General features: G+C 65.7%; 3 protein-coding genes and 3 pseudogenes. 1 reads left to right on the top strand and 5 read right to left on the bottom strand.

Translation table 11 applies throughout. From position 1 onward, the window contains the following. The first annotated feature begins 772 nt into the window (after positions 1–772). The gene (locus tag ACFWSK_RS37195) at positions 773–1,033 is read left to right on the top strand and encodes a hypothetical protein (protein WP_383796469.1); all 261 of its coding nucleotides are present in this window, start codon (positions 773–775) and stop codon (positions 1,031–1,033) included. 141 nt (positions 1,034–1,174) lie between these two features. On the opposite strand, the pseudogene ACFWSK_RS37190 reads toward ACFWSK_RS37195, so the two are convergent. The 5 genes and pseudogenes from ACFWSK_RS37190 to ACFWSK_RS37170 form a co-directional block, all read right to left on the bottom strand. Then, positions 1,175–2,264, bottom strand: a pseudogene (locus ACFWSK_RS37190) (IS630 family transposase). Between the two features lie 335 nt (positions 2,265–2,599). Beyond that, the gene (locus ACFWSK_RS37185) at positions 2,600–3,352 is read right to left on the bottom strand and encodes a hypothetical protein (RefSeq protein ID WP_383796466.1); all 753 of its coding nucleotides are present in this window, start codon (positions 3,350–3,352) and stop codon (positions 2,600–2,602) included. Between the two features lie 313 nt (positions 3,353–3,665). Then, positions 3,666–3,956 (bottom strand): annotated as a pseudogene (locus ACFWSK_RS37180) (M23 family metallopeptidase); the annotation flags it as partial. Positions 3,957–4,067: 111 nt separating this feature from the next. After that, a pseudogene (locus tag ACFWSK_RS37175) lies at positions 4,068–4,310 on the bottom strand (peptidoglycan-binding protein); the annotation flags it as partial. A 764-nt stretch (positions 4,311–5,074) separates the two neighbouring features. Continuing rightward, a complete protein-coding gene (locus ACFWSK_RS37170) occupies positions 5,075–6,067 on the bottom strand; it encodes an IS630 family transposase (protein WP_383796471.1) in 993 nt (330 codons plus the stop codon). Between the last annotated feature and the right edge of the window lie 292 nt (positions 6,068–6,359).

Here is a 6,359-nt window from a genome sequence, read left to right as displayed (position 1 = left end):
CACCCCCGGCCTGCGAGACCACCGCCCGGCCGCCGCCCTCGGTGCGGACACGCGGGTATGACCCGATACTCTTCTTCACCTGAGAAGTGCCTCCGGCTGGAGCAGGAACAAGGACCTCGACAATCCTCATTCTTGCTGGTCAGAGGCACTTTTCGCTTACCTGACCACCCGTCGCACGGCCCGCTTCATGAAAGCGTGAGGCTAATGTGCGTCATGCGCCGCGAAGCGCTGCGGGAACCACGGCGGCTCGGACCGTCGCGGGAAAGGGTGCCCCTGCACTGGCTCGCCCACAGCCCGAGTGACGTCAGTCAAGAGGGGGCGACGCCACTGGAGCGGGAGTGCTCCGACCGTGCCGGGTAGCGCGTAGCGAAGAGGTATCGCCGTGGGCATTGGCGCTCGGGAAAAGAGGACGTGGCTGCTTCTGACCATCGACGGGCCGAGATGAACCGGGGAGCATCACGCGCATTCACCCGCCCGCACCATCTTGGCGAGCGGCTCGCCGAAGCGACGCTTATTGATGGACTCATGAGCGCACGCTGCGAGAAGACGAGCCGCGACTCGTGTAGCGGGAGCGGACAGAAGATGAAGGAGCTCCTCCCCCGCCCCAGCCTTGGACCTTGGCTCCGCTGGGATAGACGTCGGCGCCGGACCGAAGCGTTTCCCCGGACGCGGTGGGCTGTGTTTCCTCCGCACGGAGGAAGGAAGACACGGGACGTGTGCCGGGCTCCGGCGCAGCCCGTATAGAAGTGCCGGAAGAGCAAGGAGTTATGAGATGGCAGTCGAGGCCGTAAAGACGGAAAGTCCCTGTGCCATGATGCGCCGCGCGGCTGCGAGCGCCCGCCAGGAGATCAAACGCCGCGGAGACGAGATCGTCCGCCTGCAGAGCGAAATCAGCCAACTCAAGGGGCAGCCAGACCCGGACCAGAAGGTGATTTCCGCCCTCGAGCAGAGGTTGGCGAGCCTGGAGGAGCAGCTCAAGCAGGACGAGTTGTCTCTCGACACTCTCGAGCAGGTGATCAGCGAGAACTGCTAACGGGCGGACGGCCTCTGCTCGACCGCGCCCGCCTGCGCAACAGCCACGGTCCATCCCCAGCTCGAGATCGGCATCGGCATCGGCATCGTGTACTGGTGCGTCTCCGAGCCGTTGGCCCTTTGGCCAACGTTGGCCCCCATCCTAGTGTCCTGCGCCGGAGATCCGTTGGCAGAAGCGGGCGAGTGAGTCGAGGATCTCCTCGGCCGTCTTGGTCCAGATGAACGGTGTTGGGTTTTCGTTCCATTCCTTGACCCAGGCGCGGATGTCGGCTTCCAGAGACCGCACGCTTTTGTGGGAGCCGCGGCGGATCTTCTGGTCGGCGAGGAAGCCGAACCACCTCTCCACCTGGTTGATCCAGGACGAACCGGTGGGGGTGAAGTGCAGGTGGAATCGAGGGTGTTCAGCGAGCCATGCCTTGATGGCCGGTGTCTTGTGGGTGCCGTAGTTGTCGCAGATCAGGTGGACCTGGAGGTGTCCCGGGACCTCTTTCTCGATCTTGATGAGGAACTTCTTGAACTCCACTGCCCGGTGCCTGCGATGCAGTGAGGTGATGACTTCACCGGTTGCGACGTCGAAGGCCGCGAACAAGGTAGTCAGACCGTTGCGGACATAGTCATGGGTGGGGCATGCCCGGCATCATCGGCAGCACCGGCTGAGAACGGTCCAGGGCCTGTATCTGGGACTTCTCGTCCACCGACAGCACCACCGCGCCTTCGGGCGGGTTGAAGTACAGCCCCACCACGTCGTAGACCTTCTCCACGAACAACGGATCCGTCGACATCTTGAAGGTGTCGCTCAGGTGCGGCTTGAGCTGAAACTTCCGCCAGATCCTGCCCACGGTCGACTTCGACAGCCCGCTGCGGTCGGCCATCGACTTGCGCGACCAGTGCGTTGCGTTCTTCGGGATCTCCTCCAGCGTGCTGACCACGACCGCTTCCACCTGATCAACACTGATGCTGGGCGGCCGGCCCGGCCGGGGCTCGTCCACCAGCCCATCCAGCCGACCGGCCAGGAACCGGCGACGCCACTTGCGGACCGTGTCCGCCGCGATCCGTAACTCCCGAGCCACCACGACAGTCGGTGGAACATCTGCGCCGTCACACGCCAGCACGATGCGGGCCCGCAAGGCCACGGCCTGCGCAGACGACGCCCGCCGGGCCCAACGCTCCAACACCACACGCTCGTCGGCGGACAACAACAACGGTTCCAACTTCGGGCCACGACGTGGCACCGGCACATCCTCAGAAGCAGTCACACACAAACTAACGACGGATCTCCGGCGCAGGACACTAGCGAAGGAGTCCGGGACGCCCCGACGACCGCCATCGACCGACACGGGCCTGCACGAGGGCGTCGACGGTAGCGAGAAGGGAGACCCTGCCGTCGGCGTGCACATAGCGGCGACTGCAGGAGGCCTTGATCCTGCATGGCACCGTCCGTGGGGCAGACGACCGGGGTCGGCGAGCGGGGTCGCCATGACGGAGCCGGCCGCGGCAGCCCCGCTCCGGTTTGTCAGGTACCTGACCGTAGTCGCCCTCTGAACCGGAATCGCGGTCGGGCTGCCGCCTAGCTCTGGTCAGTCCCCGCCAGGACGGTGAGAACGCGCCGGGTCTTGCTCTCGGGGTGCTCGGAAAGCACCACCCCGCGCTCCCGCACCGCGTCCTCCAGTTTCCGCTGCTTGCGCTCGGCCCGCGCCGTGAACTTCTCGACGTCGTCCTCGTCCTTGGGCTTCACCCGGATCGATGCCTCCAGAAAGTCTAGGTCGGCTACCGACCATGCATCCAGATCCACCTTCAGGTCGTCAAGTGGAACATCATCGACCTTCGTCGAGAAAATCGGCCCCAGCGCGACCAGCCCGTCGAGCCGGATGGCGGGCGCGCAAGCGTGCAGGAACTGGCCCTGCACCGCGTCCATCGACGCGGCAGGATCGGCACCGGGCTTCACGGCGTCCGACAGCATCCCCGGCGGTCCCCCGTGCACCAGAGAGGCGGCGAGCATACGGCGGTTCCCCGACCAATCCTCCTCTATCTTGTACGTGAACGGCTCCGCTTCAAACGGGGCGGAGAACCGGCCGACCAGTTGCTCCCCGGTGCACGGGCGCAACTTGACGGTCAGGTCGCCCGGGCCCCCGCCGATCCTGAACCGCACGATCACGCCGCCGTCCAGCAGCGGCACCCGGCCCTCGGCAACGCCGTCCCGGCCCTCGGCAAACCAGATTCGACGCCTCGTCATCGGGCTGCTCGACCCGCTGAGGGCCGACAACGCCGCCGCCACATCACCCTCGATGTTGACCTTGATCTCGATCGGCAACAGGTCCATCGCATTTCTCCTCCCTCCAGCTCGGGGGGTCTCCGTCTGGGCCCACCCGGAAGACGAACTCGCCGAGGCCCGCCGGCCGCATCTCGCACGAACCGGGGATGAGAGTCTCGTCCGGCGACGGTGTGCGCGGGGGCAGGAAGTCCTTCAGGAAGAGAGGCAGCGCGTCGTGTCGGACGCCTCGCCGAAGTACTATCCCGGTGCCACCCTGCGCGAACTCGCTGCAACCGCCTTGCTGGGCCGCTGGGACGGGATCACCGTGCGGACGCCACGCTTGCACACCCGAGCAGCCATGCGCGGACGACTCGTCTTCCGGTTACCAGTTCGGGGGCACGTCGGATCCGAAACCGCCGCCTGCGGGGCGCTTTTCGAAGTGGAGATGGGGGCCGGTGGACTTCCCGGTGGAGCCAACCTCTCCAATCTTCTGACCGGCTCTCACAGAACCGCCGTTCACCGTCCGCTCGGAGAGGTGGCAGTACCAGAAGTCGAAACCGCCGGTGCGCAGTACGAGGAAGTTGCCGAAACTGGCGTCATCGCGTCCGCTACGGGCTATGGAACCGCTGCGCACCGCGACACATGGCTTGCCCTCAGGAGCGGCATAGTCGGCGCCGGTGTGATAGCCCAGGCTCCACATGGAGCCCTTCTTGCGGTAGGGGGTCGTGACACCGTGTCGCGGTACGGGAGATGCGACGCGGGCACCAGACGCTGCGCCCCTCGCCGGGACGCGGAGCCGGTCCCAGGAAGTCTTGCCCGGAATGCCGTTGGCATCGGACCCCGTGAACCTGAGTTTGCGCTGCCAGGCGGCGTACGACTGTTTATCGGCATCGGTCCACTCGAGACCGGGACCAGTCTGGTACTTCCCGCATCCTTCCGCCACCAGGCGTTTACCCATCGCCGTGATCACAGGACTGCGTTGCCCCTTGTGGAAGAATTCCGCTCCTGGGAACTGCGCCAACGCAGGCATAGCCATCCCTGCTTTCAGTACGGGGCCGGATCACGGTGCGGATTCGCCCGCTGAACGCGCGAGATGTCACCGTACCGGCGCCAGATGTAGTTGATTGCTGCGGCGATGTTCGCCACCGGGTCGTAAATTCGGTCAGACGTGCCCCCGGTGGTTCTCGGCGAACGTACCGGGTATTGCCTGGGCGTAGCTGCTCGAACAGTTGAGCCTGGCCCCGTCTGACTGAACTGGGCCGGTTGTGTTTACGTCGTTCCGGTTCGCCGATTTCGGCCTCATGGGCGACTCGCGGAATATGAGCGTCAGCAAGTTTGCTCCCTTGCCGATTCCCGTGACCCAGTTCGGTGCACCGGTCCTGCCGCATGGCTGCTCGGCAAACGCGCAGGCCTCCCTTATCGAGGGCCACTCCCGAGCGCGTCGAGAAGCGCACGGAACTCTTGGTGATGGCCCCGGGGTGGCGGCAGACCTCATCGTTGCGCTTGCCGAACCGCACGTTGGACAGAGCAACCATCGTGCCTCCTCAGCGGATTGGAGGCCGGTAATGGGGTGAGCCATGGGGTGAGCCTCCAGGTCGGCGCAGCAGCGCGCCTGCCTGAAAGGTGCGTGCCCTCGGATCGCGCACTGCTTGCCAAAACAGCCGCCCTGCTTTTACCATGCGCCTGATTGGAGTCGCGCGCAAACCCGGGCAACGTGCGGGCATACGGGTTCTCTTGGTCCCGTCCATGCCCTCGGGCTGTGGGGTCCTATTGATCAGAAACTCATGGGGTTCACTCGTCGAGGATGTAGCGGACGTGCGGGGCTTTGAAGTATCCGGTGACGATGTGGGGCTGGCGTTGTCGGCGGTGGAAGAACCTGCGGGTTTCGGCGGCGAGTTCGGCCTGGTTCCTGGCCCGGTGGGTGTGGGGCAGGCTGCGTTTGAGGTCGGCGTTGACCAGCTCGTCCGGGTTCAGCTCGGGTGAGTACGACGGCAGGAAGTGCAGCTCGATCTCGTCCTCGTGGGCGGCGAGCCAGGCCCTGACGGTCTTCGAGCGGTGGGCCGAGTGCCGGTCGACGATCAGGTGGACCTTGTGGTCGAAGTGCCCGACGAGGCGGGCGAGGAAGCGGCACATGACCTTCGCGTCGAACGACTCCGTGAAGACCATGAAGTGCATCCGGCCGCGAGTGCTGATCGCGGACATCGCGTTCACGGAGAACCGGTTCCCGGTGCGGCGGGCGACCGGTGTCCGGCCCTTGGCGCCCCAAGTACGGCTGGTGACCTGGTCCGAGCGGACCCCGACCTGGTCGCCGAAGAGGACTTCGCCGTTCTCCGCCTTCGCCCTGGCCCGGATCGTCGGCCAGGTCTCCTCGTGCCAGGCGCGGACCGCTTCCGCATCCTGCTCGACCGCCCGCTTGTCCGGACGCTGGAAGGTCAGCCCCCAGCGTTTCAGGTACTTGCCCACCCCAGGCTCGGTGAAGCGGACTCCGTACAGCTTGAAGATCAGCTCCCCTATCTGTCCTCGCGTCCACAGCTGTCCGGAGAGCCCCAGGCCGGAGGGAGTGTGATCGAGGACAGCCTGCCGGACAGCGGCCTGCTCGGCTTCCGACAGCACCTGGTGCTCACCCACGCGACGGCCTCGCGGGCGAGACAGCAGCGCGTCCCGGCCGCCGGCCCGCCACCTCACCCACCAGTTGTCCACGGCCCTGGCCGACACCTTGAACAGGGCGGCAACCTCCACCCGGTCCCGGCCCTCCACCAGCGCGGACACCGCCAGCAACCGCACAGCCTCCTGCGCGTCCGGCGACCACGTCCGCGCATCCCCCACCAGACCACTCACACACCATCAACGAGCCTGAACCCAAAGCGTTTCGGTTCAATAGCTGTGCAAACGGTCCCTTGCGCAGTCTGCCCGGAACTCGTTTCCACTCGGGACGCCGTCGAACACTTTGCCGATATCGGTCTTCATTGCGAGGTCCGCCGTTACTGAGGCTGAACTCGTGATGTCGTGAGGGGTGACGGCTGGCCGGTGGCTGCGGTATCACCGGAGTCATGCGGTATCCACAAGGTGGCGGGCT

The sequence above is a fragment of the Streptomyces sp. NPDC058620 genome (assembly GCF_042717135.1).
GTDB lineage: Bacteria > Actinomycetota > Actinomycetes > Streptomycetales > Streptomycetaceae > Streptomyces.
This window is presented reverse-complemented; position numbering and strand designations above follow the sequence as displayed.